Origin of the sequence: Vibrio sp. MACH09 (genome assembly GCF_033238805.1) — a bacterium.
Taxonomy (GTDB): Bacteria; Pseudomonadota; Gammaproteobacteria; order Enterobacterales; family Vibrionaceae; genus Vibrio.
The window spans coordinates 404,379-421,586 of the sequence record NZ_BSFZ01000002.1 but is presented as its reverse complement, the minus strand read 5'-3'; the positions used below and the strand labels follow the sequence as shown (position 1 = coordinate 421,586).

Here is a 17,208-nt window from a genome sequence, read left to right as displayed (position 1 = left end):
TTTTACGGCTAGTTACTCTGCTAGTGTACGGCGGTACGGTTCTTCTCTCACGCCATGAGAAAGTACTAACTTAATCATGAAAATGGGCGCTATCCACTCCAGACCCACAGGGGAAGCGATAAGCTGAGCAAGAATGATCGATAGCATTACGATCAATAACGCAATAGGGCGTTGTAGATACAAGGGGGTAAAATGAACAATCACAATTGATACCATCATCATGCCATACCAAAAGAAGGCATAAGACCATGCGATGTCAAAACAGAGTGGAATCGCAAACAATTGAAAATGGATAGCTGGAAAGAGGAACTTGCTTCCAACCAGTTTTCCCAGCCAATTTACATCTAGATTTTGGTCGGTATAAAGGTATCGCTTCATTGACCCAAGTGAGTTTGTTAGCACTCCACCAATCATATCTAAGGTCAAAAGCGCTGCTACGACGACTTGCAATACACTCCAATCAAGCGATTTCCAAGCAAAAAAGTATAGGATTACAGGTGCGATGAATGCAGCATAATTTGCAATGACACTTTCAGCTTTAGTGGCACCATAGCCTGTTGTGAAATTGAACTTGCCGTTGCATTGCCAGTTAATAGGTGCATCTTTTATGGTGAATTGATCTGTAGTCATGTTGTCCCCTTCATTTGAAATTATTACCGATAAGCAATAATGCAATCTTATTTAGTCCGATTGGTCTAAATAAGATTAGCCGATCAACGTTGAGTCTGTCAATGGTTTTTGGTCCAAGTGGTCTATTAAGTGTCAGTTTAGATCGTCCAGTGGACTTTTAAAGCAAATGAAAATATAGTCCATGTGGACTTTAAAGAGATGAAACCATGCCAAAAATTGTTGATCGAGAAGCATACCGCAGTGAATTAATTGCCAAAGCCGTTGATATTTTTTCAGAGCACGGGCTGAACGGATTAGGAATGCGAGGCATTGCTGAAGCACTGGGTGTATCTAAAAGCGCTCTTTATCATTACTTTTCAAGCAAAGAAGAGTTATTTACCGCTTGTACAGAGTTTGTGCTAGAGCCACACTCACTCTATGGCGTAGAGAGTCATTCACCTTTACCAGAAGACAGCAAGCAAGCCTTAGTTCAATTGATAGAGACCTTGGATAGCCGTTTTAAGGGAGAAATGACGGTGTTATTGGACTATGTTAAAAATCGGGACAGTCAAGATATAGCCAATGATAAGCTTCTAAAAATGGCCGATAGTAAATTCTTAGCAGAACTAAATAAAATTGTAGGCAGAGAGAATGCCAATCAAGCTTATGCGTTGTTACTTGGTGGTTTGATGACCAGGTTACTCAGTGGCAACCAAACCAAAATTGAAGAGATAGCTTCTTGGATCCTCCAACTCTCTGAGCAGGATGTGAAAGTCTCAAACTAAAAGATGGCACCGCTAATTGAGGTGCCAAATCTGAAAGGACATGACTGAAGCTAAAGGTGTCAGTTGTAGTGCGTCTGAGCATGAATAAACGCAGTCATAGGTCTTTAAATAACTCAAGCTCAAAGGGCTGTTGTTTTCACTTTTAGGTGATTACGATTGTCACGACTGCTTCGGATCAAGTCTTCACTTTCATCCATGCTGCCCGATTTCGCTAAGCGATCATAGAGTAAGACGTTGACGGTTGCAGCTAGGTTCATACAACCAATGGTCGGTATATAAACAACATGATGAGCTTTGTCTGCAACCTCTTGACTGATCGAACCGTCTTCAGGTCCAAAGATATACATTGCTTTTTTAGGGTGTTGAAAGCGTGGAAGCGGGGTTGCGCCCTCGGCGAGTTCTACACAAACGATCTCTGTTTCAGGATCAAGGTCATCAAGAAATGAGTCGACGGCCGTCAAAGGAATTTTGCGAGTGACACTTTTGGTATCTGTATGAAATTTAGCGGATTTTTCGTATCTTAGGCCAGTGTACTTTACTTCATTAACCTGAAAGCAACCTGCTGCACGCATTACCGCACCAACATTTGTTGGGCTCTTAGGGTTGGTTAGACCAATTGTGACATGGTTTGCTTTCATTGCTTTTCTCGTTTTCAAATTAATACAGCGGTGTAAATAGGGGCGGCATTCTAACAAACTTGTTATAAAAAGTTGACCTGCTTTTGTATTGCATACTGAAAGGTTTGATTCCAATTGAGTGAACATTGGTTTTAAAAACCTGAAACATTGCAACCACCCCACAAACTTGGTCATACTGGTAGAATACTTTTAACCATTACAGATACTATTAAATATGAATATCCTTGAGAACTGGACATCGGAACCAACAGAGCACAGAGAGAGCTTTGTAATCCCTGATGGCTGTCAGGATATTATCTTTGTTCAGAAACCAAATGACGCTCCCTTTGTCTATCTCTCCCCACTTTACAATACGACCATAAAAGTCGAGCTGGCAGCGAATACTTTTATGATGGGATTTCGCCTTCATCCCGGATGTAACGTAAAGGATATGGATAGCACGGGCTTACTGTCGTCCATCAGCTCTGTTGGTGCGCTCACGGACCAAATAGAAGGGGCAACTCATACCGACGATAGGGTTTCAGAAGCACTGGCCTGTATCCGGAGCAATGGACAAACGATAGAGTTTTGCGCTAAACAGCTGGGTGTCAGCACCAGAACCCTGCAACGTTTGCTCTCTGCCCACACGTCCGGAACGCCGTCATACTGGCTGCGCCTCGCGAGGGCGAGGCAGTGTGCCAAAGAGTTGGTTAACAGCGGATTACATAATGAAATCGCTTATCAGTATCATTATGCCGACCAAGCTCATATGTGCCGTGAAATAAAGCACTGGTTTGGGGTTACACCCTCGCAACTGTTAAAGCGCGAGGATTTAACCGAGCAACTTTTCTGGCCCGCCTATTAACCCCGGACAGGGCTGCATAGCTCAATCAGGAAACCGTTGATATCATGTACATAGGCGGTGGTTTGTCCCCATGGCATTTCCTCAACATCCTGAACCAGACTTGCCCCTGCAGCCAGCGCCTTATCCAGCGCTAAAGCCACATCGTTTGTTTCAAAAGCAATCTCAAAGCAAGGCGAGCCAGCAACAGGTGCTACCGCTCCTTTGCCTAACTGTGCCATCAGCTCTAGAGACGAAAAAGAGAGTGATGTTGTGCCTGTATTCAGCTCTCCGTAATCGCCGCTTTCATGAAGGGTAGCAACCTTCATGGAAAATGCCTGCTCATAAAATGCCAATGTTTCTGCCACGTTGTCTACATACAAAATGGTGTATTTAAGCTTCATTTTTGTCTCCTTAGTAAATGACCAAAGAATAGGAAAGAAGGAGATAGCTGTATTGAAGATATGCGACAGGGGGACGAAAAATACAGAGATACATATGGTTACTACGGTAGATTGTTTATTACTTTAATCTTGGCATATTGTGATGGAGATAAGGAGTGAGCTCATGTTGACTACGAAAATTGATCTGTATCAGTTTGTTCCTGTTTAGTTACTTTTTGTGTGACTAGGCACCAGTATTTAAATCATTGAGTTCGGCCATATTAGAGAATTGATACATATCAAGAAACTGAGGCAGCAATGGAGTAAATTGGCTGTATTGACGTTATAGATACAACAGTAGGTAAGCGAAGATGAGACAATCGAAAGAAGAGACTGTTGCGAGAATTAAGGATGCAATGACCTCGTTATCTCAACATTCCAATATTAATAAATTATCTATTTATGATATTGCCTCAGAAGCTCGAATGTCCTCTTCAACGATATATCATCACTATCCAAACGTTGAAGTATTGCTATATGAAATGATGGAAAATGTTTTCAGTGATTTTATCTCGGTTGTTAGAAACTGTCTTAGTGGAGTGGATGTTCAGCATTGGCGTGATATTAATAGAGAGGTAGAATCATCTCTCATTGAGTATTGTGATTCTCATCCATTAGCTAAAAAGATTTTATATTCTCAACATCCCTATTTGTCTATACAGGAAGCAGCAAAAAAAAACGACTTGATTTTAGGTCAAGAAATAGAAAATTTATATAGGAATAACTTTAAACTTCCCACTCTTCCTACACACATTAATATTTTCATTGTCGCTTTAGAAGCGGGTGATAGCTTATATTTTTCTCATAATGAAGAAGGTAAGCCAGTTTCTAATGAAATAATACATGAGGCCAGAATATTAACAGAAAGATACTTGAGTTATTATCTTCCTGAATATCTACCAAAAATAGAATAGAAATAATTTAATAAAGTTATATCGGCGCATTATGTGCTGAGGAATAACTGTAACTATAGAAATTAAGGAAATTAAAATGTCTAGAATTTTAACCTCTATACCTGTAGAGGATGGATATCGTATGCCTGCAGAATGGGAACCACATTCTGGGTGTTGGTTAATTTGGCCAGAAAATGCCGACAATTGGAGAATGGGAGCTAAACCTGTTCAACAAAAATTTGTCGAGGTGGCGAGTGCAATTGTCAAATATGAGCCCGTTACCATGTGTGTCACATCTCAGCAATATCGTAATGCCAGAGCAAAGTTGCCAGAGGAAATTCGACTAGTAGAGTTAGCCCACAAGGACGCTTGGGCACGAGATGCAGGCCCTACCTTTTTGGTTAACGATCAAGGTGGTTTACGGGGAGTAGACTGGGGATTTAATGCGTATGGCGGATTGGAAGAAGGACTACATTTCCCTTGGGACAATTGTGAACTCGCTGCCCAAAAAATATTAGAAGTAGAGAGAGCAGACAGATACCGTCCGTCAATTATTCTTGAAGGTGGAAGCATTCATGTAGACGGACAAGGTACTTTGGTTACTACAGAGGAGTGCTTACTTCACCCAAACAGAAATCCTGATCTTACTAAAGAAGAAGTTGAAAAATATTTAAAAGATTACGTGAACGTGACAAAGGTTATTTGGCTTGAACAAGGGCTATTTGAAGATGAAACCAATGGTCATGTAGATAATATTTGTTGTTTCTTAGCGCCGGGTGTTGTGGCGTTGGCTTGGACAGATGATGAAAGTGATCCGCAATATGAAATATCTAAGCGATGTCTGGAAATATTACAATCAGAAACTGACGCAAAAGGAAATAAATTAAAGGTTGTTAAGTTTCCACAGCCAAAACCTATTATTTATACAGAAGAAGAGTGTTTTGGTATCGATCTAGATGAATATGCAGAACCTCGCTGCCCAGGTGATAGAACAGGGGCAACTTATTTGAATTTTTATATTGGTAATAATGTCGTTGTTTACCCAACATTTAATGATAAAAATGATGAAGTAGTCAAACAAATTCTTTCTGAATATTTTCCAACACGAGAAATTATCGGTATTTACGCTAGAGAAATTATTCTTGGCGGTGGAAATATTCATTGCATTACACAGCAACAACCAAAATAAATTAGGTAACTTATAATGAAGAACTTTATAGATCCAATCGATTTTACAAATCAGCAATTATTAGACTTAGCTGAACTGTCCTTGATGTTAAAACGTTTTGATAAAATGGGAGCATGCCCTGAATTACTTAAGGGTAAATCTTTAGGGATGATATTTGAAGAGTCATCGACCAGAACTCGTATTTCATTTGAGGTAGCGATGACAAAGCTGGGGGGCACGCTTTGTATTTGCGTCCGGGTGAAATTCATATGGGAACTGGCTATGAGTCCCTTTATGACACAGCAAAAGTTATCTCGCGCTTCTGTGACATAGTATGTGCTCGTGTGCATGAGCATGATGATATGCTGGAATTTGCAAAACATATCGACATCCCTCTAATCAATGCTATGACCTGGACACTTCATCCGTGTCAGGTGTTATCTGATCTTTGTACAATCCTTGAACATAAACCAAAGGACAAGAAGTTATCAGATCTGACGGTAGCATGGATTGGCGATACCTCTGATTATGAATGTGTTGCGAATAATCATGCTCAGTTTCTGACTCGCTTTGGAATTACCTTGTACCACGTATCACCTGAAGGGTTCCGATTGACAGGAGAGAACTTGGATCGCGCAGTTAATGCTGCGGAAGTAGGCGGTGGTCAATTTATTGTTACTGAAGATGCTGAACAAGCGATTAAAAATGCTGACTTCGTTTATACCGGTACTCTTTGGTATCACGGACAAGAGGACGACGCGGAGCGTCGTAAGCAAATATTCATTCCTAATTTCCAAGTTAATGAAGAGATCTTCGCTAAAGGTCCTGAACACATGAAATTTATGCATTACTTGCCAGCCATTCGTAATGCCGAAGTGACTGATGGAATTATGGATCACGAGCGTAGTGTGATTTTTGATCAAGCTGAAAATCGTATGTACTCAGAAATGGCTTTGCTGGTATCTCTTATCGAAAGTGAAGATAAATCGACGTTAAAAGCATATGCAGAAAACGCCGTTAAAGAATTTATCACGCAGAGTGAAATTTAATCTAAGTTAGGCCACATTACGGTTTAGTGGCCTATTCTTTTCAACGCTTTTAGGAGGCAGTTATGTCTAATAACAAAAGCATGGGTACATTCGATGTAGTTCTTTATGTTATATCAGCACTACTATTTCTTGATCAGTTAACAGCAGCAGCAAGCGTTGGCGCTCAAGTTTATTTCTGGTGGATTGCAATTGCGGTCATTTATGTTGTTCCTTACATTCTTGTCGTTACTGAATTGGCAACCGCTTATCCTTATGAAGGTGGGATTTACGACTGGATAAAACGAGGTTTTGGTTCAAGAGCAGCCGCTAATGTTTCATGGTTATATTGGATTAATATGATGTTGTTTGTTCCTACAGCATTCTTATTATTTTCTGGTATCTTCTCACAGCTATTTTTCCCAGATATGACGTATATCGGTCAAGCTTCAATTTGCATTAGCCTTATTGTATTGATGACGATGGTTCTTTGTATGGATATGAAGTTTGCCAAGTGGTTACCGAACATCGGTGCTATCTTAAAATTACTCTTCATCGTAGTTATCTCTGTGGGTGGCATTTATGTCGCAATGACTCAAGGGTCGGCGACCACAATCACTAGAGAGACCATGTTACCCCAGTGGGGAGCGGGCATTGGCTTTCTTGCTATGGTTGTGTTTAATGTAAGTGGCTGGGATACCATCGCTTGTATGTCTCGTCACATTAAAGATCCAGCTAAAACCATTCCAAAAAGCTTCGCGATTGCCGGTGTTGTTGTGATTGTCATGTACTTGTTCGCAACAACAGGAATTTTGGTTTCAGTTCCAGTCGAAGAGCTGGGATTAATCAATGGCTTTGTTGATACATTCTTAGTGATTTTCGGCAGCAATAATGATCTCATTGTCTATGCTTTAGGCTGTATGCTGATGTTCACTTTCTTTACTAATAATGTAACTTGGTGCATGGCTGCCAATGAAGCCGCGATGGCTGCGGGTCAGGAAGGTGAGCTCCCTAGCGTGTTTGCAAAGATACACCCTAAAACTCATGCGCCAATTGGTGCGGCGTTATTGGGCGGTGCAGTAGCGATAGCAGAGGTTGTGCTATATGGATTTATGGCTAAGGATGCCGAAGAGTTGTTCTGGGTTCTACTTGCGTTTTCTACCATAATCTTTTTCCTGCCGTATCTGGTTATGTTTGTCACTTTTATTCGTTTACGCAGTATTGATGGTGAAACAGAGAGACCATTTAAAGTGCCTGGTGGCGATTTTACGGTCAGATTAATTGCTACATCTCCTTTTGTTGTGATTTGCGCATGTATTTGGTTCTTATTACTGCCCCCTGGAGAGCCTGTGGATCCAATATATCTTGGTTCTATATCGATAGGATGTTTAGTCGTTATTGGTTTTGGTTCCCGTATGGTTAATCATTGTCTTAAAAAGCAAGTTAATTACACAGTAGATTCAAAAGCAAATTAAGTTATTTAACTTAAGAAAATAGATGTTATTAAATTAAAGGAAAATAAAAATGAGAACTCCTAGTTCAAGTGCCACTAATTTAAATAAAAATAATTTAACGCATTTTATGAATATGAATCAGTTCAGCAAAGAAGAAATTTTAAACTGGATTGAATTAATGGAAGTACTGAAAGATGCCAGAGCAAAAAATGCTTTGCCTCAAACATTCAAAGATAAATCTCTTGGTATGATTTTTCAGCAGTCATCTACGCGTACTCGTGTTTCTTTTGAAACAGCAGCGACATTATTAGGAGGACATGCACTCTTTTTGTCACCAAGAGATATTCACCTAAATACTAAAGAGACGTTGGAAGATACATCGCGTGTTATTGCCCGAATGTGTGATGTGGTGATGATTCGTGACGACCTGTATTCAGATATTGAGAAATATGCTGCTGCCTCTACCGTTCCCGTTATTAATGCGATGAGTTGTGACGTGTATGGTGATGATTGCGGTAATCACCCAACTCAATGTTTAGCCGATTTATTGACCATAAAAGAGCATTTACCAGAAGGCAAGAAGCTGGAAGATGCAGTGGTCGTGGTTATTGGTGATGCGTCAACACCAACAGCATCCCTTGCTTATGCGACTTCAAAGCTGGGTATGACAATGAAAGTAATTAGCCCAGAAGGCTACAATTTGCCTCAACAAGTGATCGATATTGCAAATGAAAACAATACGGTTTCTGGTGGTGAACTTATCATTACTTCAGATGTAGAAGCGATTAAAGGTGCAGACTTTGTTCAGGCTGAAGAGTGGTGTTGGGGACGTGATGCAAAAGAGGTTCTTAAGCGTGATGTCATTTTTGGTGAAGGCGGTTATGTTACTACGATGGAGCTACTTAAAAAGGCAGGAGCAGAAACTAAGTTTATGCATGTATTACCTGCAAACGCAGGACATACTCAGTGGGAAGAGCACAAAGAAGTGACTAGAGAAGTGATGGAAAGTGGTCGCTCTGTTGTATTTGATGAAGCAGAAAACCGCCTAAGTGCGATGATGGCATTATTAACCTATTACGCACATCCACATAAAGTGGAGCCAAAAGAAGAAGACATCGAATATTATAAAGAAAGAACTGAAGATCTAATGAATAAAATATTCAATTAATAATCTCTGTCCTATTTAATTAATATTTAAATTAACCAGAACTCACATTGTAATTATTTATACCACTATCATGCACTCTATTTATTGCGTGTAGGGTCTTTGCATGTGAGTTCTACACAATATTTATTTAATACGATGTATTAAATCGTAAGGAATAGTAATGGCGAATGTATTAAACACGACTCCAAAAAAAGATGGCTTCCGTCTTGTAGCAGAGTGGGAAACACAAAAACAACTTTGGATGATTTGGCCTGAGCATGCAAATAACTGGCATAGCGGTGCTAAGCCTGCTCAACGTGTATGGGTGGATATTTGTACCAAAATCTCCGAGTTTCAGCCTGTGACGGTAATCGCAAGCTGTGAGCAATATAAAACGGCGCGCTATATGCTTCCACCTCAAGTTCGTGTCATCGAGATGTCGATTAACGATTCCTGGGCACGAGATTCAGCCCCTAGCTTTGTTATTAACGATAAGACCGGAGAGGTTCGCGGTGTAGATTGGGGATATAACGCTTATGGTGGCTTAGAAGATGGACATTATTTCCCGTGGGACAAAACAGAGCAAGTGGCGGGCAAGATCTGTGAAAGTGAGTGGATGGACTATTATCAGGCTCCAATCGTTGTTGAAGGTGGCGCGATTCATACTGATGGCGAAGGTACTTTGATGACAACCGAGGCAGTACTTTGCAACAGTAACCGTAATCCTCAATTTACAAAACAACAAGTAGAAAACCACCTTAAAGAGTACTGCGGTATTGAGAAAGTGATTTGGCTACCGGAAGGTCTACCAACCGATTGTACGGGGGGGCATATTGATGACCTTGCTTGCTGGGTAGCGCCTGGCAAAGTGATCCTTCAATGGACGGATGATGAGAGCAGTGAAAACTATGACACAGTCCGTCGTTCATACGACATCCTTTCAACAGAAACAGATGCTAAAGGTCGTAAGTTAGACATCGTGAAAATGATGGCGCCTCAAAACCCAATTATTATTACAGAAGAGGAAGCGCAGAACTACGACCTTGCTGAATATAACCTTGAGATAGAAGACGGTTTTGAACAAGTAGGTTCTTACATCAATTTCTTAATCGGTAATGGGGTGATTCTTGTACCAAGTTATAACGATCCAAATGATGATTTGGCGGCTGAAACACTTCAATCTTGCTTCCCAGACAGACAAGTTATCCAACTCGAAAACGCTCGAGAAATAGCCATCGGTGGTGGCATTGTTCATTGTATTACTCATGAGCAGCCTGCGGAACAAACCAAATAAATCATCAGGTCATCAACAGTTGTAGATGACCCTTTAAAAAGAAAGAGACGAATAATGAGAATTGTACTTGCTTTGGGTGGAAATGCCCTGTTAGAGCGTGGTGAGGCACTTACCGCGGAAAATCAGTTGAATAACATTAAAAAGGCGGCTGCAAGCATCGCTAAGATTGCGAAAAATAACGAGCTTGTGATTGTTCATGGTAATGGTCCTCAGGTGGGGCTATTAATGGAACAAAATGCTGCTTACAATGAAGTTTCACCAGAGACGACACCTTATCCTATGGATGTATTGGGTGCGCAAACTTGTGGCATGGTTGGTTATATGCTGCAAAAAGAACTGCTTAATGTCGATAGCTGTCTTGGTGTGGTTAGTCTTTTGACACAAACGGTCGTCAATAAGGAAGATGAAGCGTTCAATAATCCTACTAAATTTGTCGGGCCTGTTTATTCCAAGGAGCGTGCTGAAGAGATCATGGCTGATACCGGTGTGATGTTTAAGGCTGACGGTGAATATTATCGTCGTGTTGTTGCTTCTCCAACTCCTCACAATATTATCGAGCTTTACCAGATTGAAGCACTACTTAAGCAGAAAAGTATTGTGATCGCTGGTGGTGGTGGTGGTGTTCCAGTGGCCTATGATTCAAAAGGTATAGAACTTACAGGTGTAGAGTGCGTAATCGATAAGGATTCTACCGCTTGTCTGATGTCCAAGCTATTGGACGCTGATATGTTTATCATTCTTACTGATGGTGCGGTATACGAAGATTTTGGAAAACCAAGTCAGCGTGCTATCCAGAAGATCTCTTCTACAGAACTAAAAACTTATGATTTCCCTGCGGGTTCGATGGGGCCAAAGGTTGATGCTGTCTGCGATTTTGTTGATAAGACTTCGAGAAGCGCTGCGATAGGTTCGTTGTTTGAGCTAGACGAAATTCTACGCGGTGAAGCAGGAACGCATATTACAGACCGTGCGGAATTAACTTATTACCTATAAATATGATGTTTCAGACAATCAAATTATCAAATTAAAATCAATCAGGAGACATATCGACATGAGTGGTATCATAAAGAATTCCAGAAACACCGGTAATGCCCCAGAAAGTTCAGCATCAACCCAAACCGTTGCGTTTTCTCACTACAACAATATCTCAGCGCAACTTCCGCTTGATCCAAAAATAGGTGCTATGGTGGAAGGTGGCGTCAAAGAGCAGGCGACACAGTGTCTAAGAAATATTAAAGCCATAGTAGAAAGCATCGACCACACTATGACTGATGTAGTTCGTATCAATATTTATATGAAAAATATCATGGATATTGATGCTATCAATGAAGTTTACTCCTCTTTCTTTCTTGGTTATCTTCCGACCCGTACTGTATTAGCTGTTGATGCACTTCCGATGGAAGGAGCTTTGGTACAAATGGATGCGGTTATCTCTAACGGTGAAGGTTCTGGTACTCAGCCGCCTTGTGATCTCGTAAAACTGGTAAGAAACTCTGAAAGAGCACCAGTATGCTCTGTGTCTACCCATTCTGTGGCTTTCTCTCACTATAATCATATTTCAGCTCAGTTACCTGTTGACCCAAGAACAGGCAATATCGTTGTGGGAGGAGCTAAGGAACAGACGGCTCAATGTCTAAAGAATATCAAAGCCATAATGGAAGATGTAGATGTGCCATTTGATGATATTGTGAAAATCAACATACACCTGCAAAACCTTGAGGATTTAGATGCTGTGAACGAAACCTACACAAGTTTCTTTCCAGACTCATCTATTGCAAGAGCGGCAGGTTATATGCCTGCTCGTTCAATTGTTGTTACGTCTGGCTTACCAATGGGGGCTATGGTTCAGATTGATGCCACGGTGTCACATGGTGACGGTACACCTCCACAAGCGGTTGAAGATAGACATGGTATCGTTATTAAAGCCAATAATACCGACTCAGCACCGAAGAACTCTCTATCAACCCAGACTGTGGCTTTTTCTCACTACAATAATGTTTCTGCTCAACTTCCAGTTGATGCCGTTACGGGGACGGTGGTTGTAGGTAGTGCAAAAGAACAGGCAGGGCAGTGTTTAAAGAATATTCAGTTAATTGTAGAGAGTATCGGCCATGAAATGGATGATATTGTTAAGATCAACATTCAGCTAAAAGATGTTGCAGATCTTGATTCTGTAGACGAGATTTACCCGACTTACTTCAAAGGGGATATGCCGGCTAGAACAGTAATCGGAGTGGCTGATATTCCAATGGGAGCATCGGTACAGATCGATGCCATTCTTTCAAACGGTGAAGGTACTTCTCCAGAACTGTAGGATAGTCTCGACGATCGACACTGGCTATAACGAAATTATCTCAACTCATCATTTCATTTTAGCCAGTGTTTTTTGCAGTTAAACCGCTAAGCCATTAAGTCACTACAGCTCAGCTAATCCTGATTCATCAGGTTTGTTCACTTTCTGTTTATTGGCTTTTTTCAGTAATTTCCGTATCGTTTTTTTATCCCATGATTGGCCGTCAGGCGTATAAATCGCCTTCATAATGGCCTTCATTTCTTGTTCAATGTCAGCTTTGATTTTCTCATCAATATCTTGATTTTCTGCTAGCCATTGCGTGACTAAAGTTTGCAATTTAATACCATCGTTTTGTGCAATTACTGAGTCTAACTGTTTAATAATGTTGTTATCTTTTTCGGTAAGCGTGTTTACAGGTTGTGTTGTGGTTGCCTTTTTCGCTTTCAGCCACAAGGCCATAAATAGTAACCAGAGCAGAGCAAAAAAAGCGCTGAGATAAGGCCATAACCCTGCATCAGTGACGATAACTTCCACCACCTTCTCATCTTGTGGAGGAAGGGGGTTTAACGGGTTGCTAAGTAACGCCGTTGATTGCTGTTCTCCTTGCTCAACTTGGAGAGTTAGGCCACTAACGGAAGCGGAGGCGAGTTGTTTTGTCGAGGTGTTCCACCAATTAATGGCAATTGCGGGTAACTCTATTGAGCCTTCTGTTTTGGCTATAATGACGTGTTTAACCGTCATCACCACTCGGTCATCCAGTTGCTGAAATTTTGCCTGTTCAGGGTAGAGACGAATAGAGTCAGGGTAATTTAGCTCAATATCAGGAAGTTGAGATGGAGCAACACCTGCTACTTCTAATGTAACTGTACGTGTAATAGGTGCTCCAACACGGGTGGAGAAGGCATTTTGTTCATCAATGCTGTTTCCTTCTTCATCTTGCCATGTCTGTACTAGGTTCACGCGAGTGCTTGGCAACCAGTGGCCTTGAAAGTTGTCAGGTTTTGCTAATATTGTCACGGCTATTTCATTAGCATGGGTATTAATGGAGACCAGCTTATTGGCACCATTTTGTGGGTTTCTCTCAATAATGGTGCCTGTTAATGAAGGGCCTGTTATCACAAATTGACCTGACTGAGAGCCACTTACTTGGTAGCTTTGATCAACAATGGTGACTTCTACACCGTCGATGACCTTTTGGTACTGCTTTGATTCGCCAATGGCTTCTAAATCTATCCCTTGGGTTGCTTGTGGGGGCGTGATTTGCGGATTTTGTAATCGCCTTAGGTTCGTTTTGATAATGAGGCGAGTATCGAGTTTGGCTATCTCTTCAGGGTACAGTTGGCTCTTGTTCAGCTGGCTCTGGTATTCGATCAATTCGTCTTGGGTTGTTTCATTGGGGTCAACGGTAGAGGTGATGTAAAGCGTGTCAGTCTGGTTGCCGCCGACGGTGAAACTTGGTATTGAGAGAACGCCTGCGCGAAGAGCGGCAAGGGAGAGGTTCCATTCACTTCTGATGGCGCTTTTACCATTGAAGGAGTTAACTGACATGGCAAAATTTGGTCTGCCAATAAAAAAATCTTGCTCTAGAACAGAAAAATCAATGTCATCGGATGAAAGGCGCTCGTCAGCGACCACTTTAAGCTGAAAAACTTCGCCTTTCGCTACCTTGTTTTTAGAAACCGTCGCAGTTAATGATGCAAGTGAATACTCACTTACTAGCGCTAATATTAGCCCAAGAAATAGAGGTATATAACGACGATAAGTTAAGTGAAATGTGTTCATGGTTACCACGTTTTTCCATTGTTAACAGGGGCAGGTTTTTCTCTGGCCTGCAGTATCATCTGATTTCTAAGTAGTAAATTGCCATCTCTAGCACTTTCAACCTGTTCAAGTTTTCTCAACTCCGCATCGACACTTTTACTATTGTCGTTGCTGTTGATCTCGCTATCGAGTGGGGTATTGGCAGGCTCAGCTTTTGCGTCATCATTCTTGTTATCTTGCTTCTGTGCCGTTTGTTTCTGTTGAGTCTCTTGGTTATTTTGCGACTCATTTTTAGAAGGCTCGGTGGACTGAGAGTCTTTATTTTCGGACTTATTTTCGGACTTATTTTTGGACTTATTTTCGAACTTGTTATCTGAGCTTTCAGGTTGTAGGTCTGATCCCTCTTTTTGAGTAGAAGAGTCGTTATTACTGGACGTTTTTTGCTGTTTACCTTTTAAATCTTGTTGAGATTGATTGTTACTGCTGTCAGATTTTTGTTGCTGTTGCTGTTGCTGTTGCTGTTGCTGTTGCTGTTGCTGTTGCTGTTGCTGTTGCTGTTGCTGTTGCTGTTGCTGTTGCTGTTGCTTCATTGCGTTTTTTACAATGTCTAAGTTCTTTTTAGCGTCGTCAAAATCTGGGTTATTTTTTAAGATATCTTGGTAAATCTGCTCTGCTTGCGCCAGTTCCCCTTTCTGAGCCAAAGCATTGGCAAGATTATAGCGAGACTCCACATCTTGATACTCTTGCAGTAGATCCGCAGCTCGTTGGTATTGTCCGGCTTGATAGGCTGCGGCCGCTTGCCATTTGGCATCAACAAATTGCTCTGCTGCGGCATTGAAATCCCCTTTTTTATAAGCGGCGAAAGCTTGTTGATCATCGGTTTGCCAAGGGGAAGCAAATGCAGGCTGAGATTGGCTAAGGCTGCCAACCATCACCAGTAACCCCAGTAGTACGCCACGACGAAAGAGCAATAGCGCCAAAGGCAGCAATAAAGGCAGTAACCAAATACCGTTATTTAGCCGTTTTTCAAGCTGTTGATCTTTGCTTAGTACGTTGTTTAGTATTGCGTTGCTGGTGGCGCTGGCAATCAGCTCTACATCAGCGTTATCATTTTGGCTCAAGGCAAATACGCCGGCCGAACGTTGACTGAGTGCAATCATATTATCGATATTCGGTTTAGCGATAATAGTGGTGTCCGTTGAGTTAGTTAGTAGAGTTCCGTCTTGTAGAGGGATTGGTGCACCCGCTTCAGAGGCCACTGCTAAAATAGATAACCGCCATTGCGTGTCTGCAAGTAGCGCCTCTATTGTTTTCCTTTCATTGTTATCAATGTCATCGCTGATTAAAACAAGGTCTCCTTGATGGAACCCCGCTTGTGTCAACATCGATATCGCCAGTTTTACTGCCGCGCCAGCATTCGCTCCGGGGTAGGGCATAATACTCGGTGACAAATTGGTGATTTGGTTAACTAATGTGGCGGCATCACTGGTTAATGGGCTGATGGTATAAGCATCTCCGGCATAAGCGACTAACCCTGTTGTGCCTTCTTGCCATGCGGGGAGTAGATCAAGGGCTTTATATTTTACCTGAGTTAATCGATTTGGCTTTATGTCTTGAGCATATAGAGAGCGGGACATATCCAGCATAAGCACCCGTGCATTGCTGTTGTTATAGACAGGTAAAGTCTGCTTTTGTAGGCTTGGTGCTGCCAGTGCGAGAATCGACAAAAACCAAAACAGGCCAACAAGATAATAGAGAGAGCGATGGTTTTTATGCCGTGCCAGTTGTAGTCCTGTCGCAATATGAGAAGCGATCAAGCTTGTGGAGCGACTTCCTCTAGAAAAATAGATGAGAAGGAGTGCCAAAGGCACAATGGCGAGCAACCATAAAGGGGCAATAAATACAAAATCAACCATGGTTTTTTCTCATAACAAAAAGTACAACAGATAGAATCAACGCAAGGGAAAGTGGGTATTTAAACCATTCGGTTTGTGGACGCAAAATCTGTTTATCTGTTGCTATAGGCTCTAACTCATTTATGGTTTGATAGATACTTTGTAACTGTTGCTGATCTCTAGCTCTAAAATATTGCCCTCCGGTTATTTCTGCAATTTTGCTCAGACTTTTTTCATCCAGATCTCTCGCGGTATTCACTTTTCGTGACATGAAAAAATCATTCACGACCATCTCCCCTGCGCCAACACCTACGGTATAAATGGTGGTGCGATATTTTTTTGCTATCTGTGCGGCTTTAATCGGGTCTAACACGCCAGCGGTATTTGAACCGTCGCTAAGTAATATTATGACCCGTTGAGGGGCGTCACTATCAATAAATGTTTTGGTTGCCAGTCCTATCCCTTCACCAATGGCGGTTTTTTTGCCAACCAGCCCAAGCACTGTGCGATTAAGTTGCTCTGAAATAGTTTGTCTATCTCTAGTAAGCGGTGTTTGTAAATAAGCGTGATCAGCAAAAAGAATCAGGCCAAGACGGTCCCCTGTTCGCTGCAAAATAAAGTCGGATAGGACCTGCTTTACCGCTGACAGTCGGTCAATATACTCGTCACCCGATAGCATATCTTTCTGTTCCATTGAACCGGACAAATCCACCACCAGCATCATATCGCGGTGTTTAGGTTGGTGTGCGATGGGCTCCCCATACCAAACGAGTCGTGCGCTAGCGGTGACAAGTAACAGCCAGATGAGCCCAGCAATAATTTGGCTTAAAGAGAATCGCGACTTGGTTTCCGCAGCTTGCTGAGGCAAGTAGGGTAAGGTAACGGCTGCTGTGGTATTGACTGCAGGTGTAAAATAATAGACTAAAACGGGCAATGGCAGCAGAAACAGCATCCACCACCATAATAAACTGATGTTAAACAAA

16 protein-coding genes and 1 pseudogene are annotated in these 17,208 nt (G+C 41.7%); 11 read left to right on the top strand and 6 right to left on the bottom strand.

From position 1 onward, the window contains the following. Window positions 1-12 precede the first annotated feature (12 nt). Window positions 13-630, bottom strand: a complete 618-nt coding sequence (locus CHJ_RS17135; protein ID WP_317918409.1) for a hypothetical protein — start codon at window positions 628-630, stop codon at window positions 13-15. Window positions 631-836: 206 nt separating this feature from the next. Between CHJ_RS17135 and CHJ_RS17130 the strand changes: the two genes are divergently transcribed. Continuing rightward, entirely contained in the window at window positions 837-1,394 is a 558-nt protein-coding gene (locus tag CHJ_RS17130; RefSeq protein WP_317918408.1) for a TetR/AcrR family transcriptional regulator, read from the top strand. Between the two features lie 119 nt (window positions 1,395-1,513). On the opposite strand, the gene CHJ_RS17125 is transcribed toward CHJ_RS17130, so the two are convergent. Next, window positions 1,514-2,032: an RNA methyltransferase gene (locus tag CHJ_RS17125; protein WP_317918407.1), complete on the bottom strand. Its 519-nt coding sequence runs from the start codon at window positions 2,030-2,032 to the stop codon at window positions 1,514-1,516. Window positions 2,033-2,246: 214 nt separating this feature from the next. On the opposite strand from CHJ_RS17125, the gene CHJ_RS17120 reads away from it, so the two are divergent. Continuing rightward, window positions 2,247-2,876: a helix-turn-helix transcriptional regulator gene (locus CHJ_RS17120; protein WP_317918406.1), complete on the top strand. Its 630-nt coding sequence runs from the start codon at window positions 2,247-2,249 to the stop codon at window positions 2,874-2,876. Here CHJ_RS17120 and CHJ_RS17115 read toward each other — a convergent pair. After that, complete coding sequence (locus CHJ_RS17115; RefSeq protein WP_171754429.1) at window positions 2,873-3,256, bottom strand: VOC family protein; 384 nt, start codon at window positions 3,254-3,256, stop codon at window positions 2,873-2,875. The two genes, CHJ_RS17120 and CHJ_RS17115, sit on opposite strands and share 4 nt — an antisense overlap. A gap of 350 nt (window positions 3,257-3,606) precedes the next feature. Between CHJ_RS17115 and CHJ_RS17110 the strand changes: the two genes are divergently transcribed. The 9 genes and pseudogenes from CHJ_RS17110 (at window position 3,607) to CHJ_RS17070 (ending at window position 12,590) form a co-directional block, all read left to right on the top strand. Continuing rightward, window positions 3,607-4,209, top strand: coding sequence for a TetR/AcrR family transcriptional regulator (locus CHJ_RS17110; RefSeq protein WP_317918405.1), 603 nt, complete (start codon window positions 3,607-3,609; stop codon window positions 4,207-4,209). 76 nt (window positions 4,210-4,285) lie between these two features. Next, window positions 4,286-5,377 carry an agmatine deiminase gene (aguA, locus tag CHJ_RS17105; protein ID WP_317918404.1) on the top strand — a complete coding sequence of 364 codons (1,092 nt, stop codon included), beginning with the start codon at window positions 4,286-4,288 and terminating at the stop codon, window positions 5,375-5,377. A 15-nt stretch (window positions 5,378-5,392) separates the two neighbouring features. Next, window positions 5,393-5,760: pseudogene (locus CHJ_RS17100) on the top strand (ornithine carbamoyltransferase); the annotation flags it as partial. A gap of 3 nt (window positions 5,761-5,763) precedes the next feature. Next, window positions 5,764-6,405, top strand: a complete 642-nt coding sequence (locus tag CHJ_RS17095) for an ornithine carbamoyltransferase (protein ID WP_411861588.1) — start codon at window positions 5,764-5,766, stop codon at window positions 6,403-6,405. A gap of 62 nt (window positions 6,406-6,467) precedes the next feature. Next, entirely contained in the window at window positions 6,468-7,856 is a 1,389-nt protein-coding gene (locus CHJ_RS17090; RefSeq protein ID WP_317918401.1) for an APC family permease, read from the top strand. 49 nt (window positions 7,857-7,905) lie between these two features. Further along, the gene (locus CHJ_RS17085) at window positions 7,906-9,003 is read left to right on the top strand and encodes a putrescine carbamoyltransferase (protein ID WP_317918400.1); all 1,098 of its coding nucleotides are present in this window, start codon (window positions 7,906-7,908) and stop codon (window positions 9,001-9,003) included. A gap of 160 nt (window positions 9,004-9,163) precedes the next feature. Beyond that, the gene (gene aguA, locus CHJ_RS17080; protein ID WP_317918399.1) at window positions 9,164-10,276 is read left to right on the top strand and encodes an agmatine deiminase; all 1,113 of its coding nucleotides are present in this window, start codon (window positions 9,164-9,166) and stop codon (window positions 10,274-10,276) included. Between the two features lie 54 nt (window positions 10,277-10,330). Beyond that, window positions 10,331-11,269 carry a carbamate kinase gene (locus CHJ_RS17075; RefSeq protein ID WP_317918398.1) on the top strand — a complete coding sequence of 313 codons (939 nt, stop codon included), beginning with the start codon at window positions 10,331-10,333 and terminating at the stop codon, window positions 11,267-11,269. A 58-nt stretch (window positions 11,270-11,327) separates the two neighbouring features. Continuing rightward, on the top strand, window positions 11,328-12,590 hold the full coding sequence (locus tag CHJ_RS17070) for a RidA family protein (protein WP_317918397.1): 1,263 nt from the start codon (window positions 11,328-11,330) through the stop codon (window positions 12,588-12,590). A gap of 102 nt (window positions 12,591-12,692) precedes the next feature. Here CHJ_RS17070 and CHJ_RS17065 read toward each other — a convergent pair whose 3' ends face one another. From CHJ_RS17065 to CHJ_RS17055, 3 genes are read right to left on the bottom strand one after another with little or no spacing between them, the layout of a single operon-like run. After that, window positions 12,693-14,351: a BatD family protein gene (locus CHJ_RS17065; RefSeq protein ID WP_317918396.1), complete on the bottom strand. Its 1,659-nt coding sequence runs from the start codon at window positions 14,349-14,351 to the stop codon at window positions 12,693-12,695. A gap of 2 nt (window positions 14,352-14,353) precedes the next feature. After that, entirely contained in the window at window positions 14,354-16,246 is a 1,893-nt protein-coding gene (locus CHJ_RS17060; protein ID WP_317918395.1) for a VWA domain-containing protein, read from the bottom strand. Next, entirely contained in the window at window positions 16,239-17,207 is a 969-nt protein-coding gene (locus CHJ_RS17055) for a VWA domain-containing protein (RefSeq protein WP_317919204.1), read from the bottom strand. Before CHJ_RS17055 ends, CHJ_RS17060 begins: the two co-directional genes overlap by 8 nt. Window position 17,208: the final 1 nt, after the last annotated feature.